2 tRNA genes are annotated in these 664 nt (G+C 41.3%); both read left to right on the forward strand.

Annotation, left to right across the window (positions count from 1 at the left end):
• Positions 1-25: 25 nt before the first annotated feature.
• Positions 26-101: transfer RNA gene (locus H4J50_RS19020), tRNA-Ala, on the forward strand.
• Positions 102-134: 33 nt separating this feature from the next.
• Positions 135-211 (forward strand) — tRNA-Ile (locus tag H4J50_RS19025).
• The last annotated feature ends 453 nt before the right edge of the window (positions 212-664 follow it).

Here is a 664-nt window from a genome sequence, read left to right on the forward strand (position 1 = left end):
AAAACGTAAAACCCTAGCATAATAAGGGGCTATAGCTCAGCTGGGAGAGCGCCTGCCTTGCACGCAGGAGGTCAGCAGTTCGATCCTGCTTAGCTCCACCACTTATTATGTAGTATCGATTTTTGATACGATGCAGGTCTGTAGCTCAGCTGGTTAGAGCGCACCCCTGATAAGGGTGAGGTCGGCAGTTCAAGTCTGCCCAGACCTACCAATTCTTCGTTACTCTGCGTTAGTTCGCAGCTCGTGTAGAAAACCTACACGTCGCTACCAACTGCCTTGATTAACAAAGAATACATTTACTTCTTCATAAAGAAAGAGACCAAACTTAAACTATCTCAAGTTGATAAGTTAAGTTTGGTTTTTTAAACCAAGATTTATACCGAATGCGCGTATGAATTTAGTTCTTTAACAATCTGGAAAGCTGATATAAATACCGGTATTTATATGGCAAACACGGTGTCGCGCTGTTGTTTGTAAATTATAAATACCAAGCTGTTATTAATGGGAATATCGCCTGTTAATAATGGTGATTACGGTTCCTCCTCGGAAACGTAATCAACCCGGTAGTAAATCGTAAGATTTATTACCACTCTTATTCAAGACACACTTTGTGTGCGTGAAAATGTCAGACTTTACAATTGAGCGGGTTTTGTCACCTGCTTGT

The sequence above is a fragment of the Colwellia sp. 6M3 genome, from assembly GCF_014077595.1.
Classification (GTDB): Bacteria; Pseudomonadota; Gammaproteobacteria; order Enterobacterales; family Alteromonadaceae; genus Cognaticolwellia.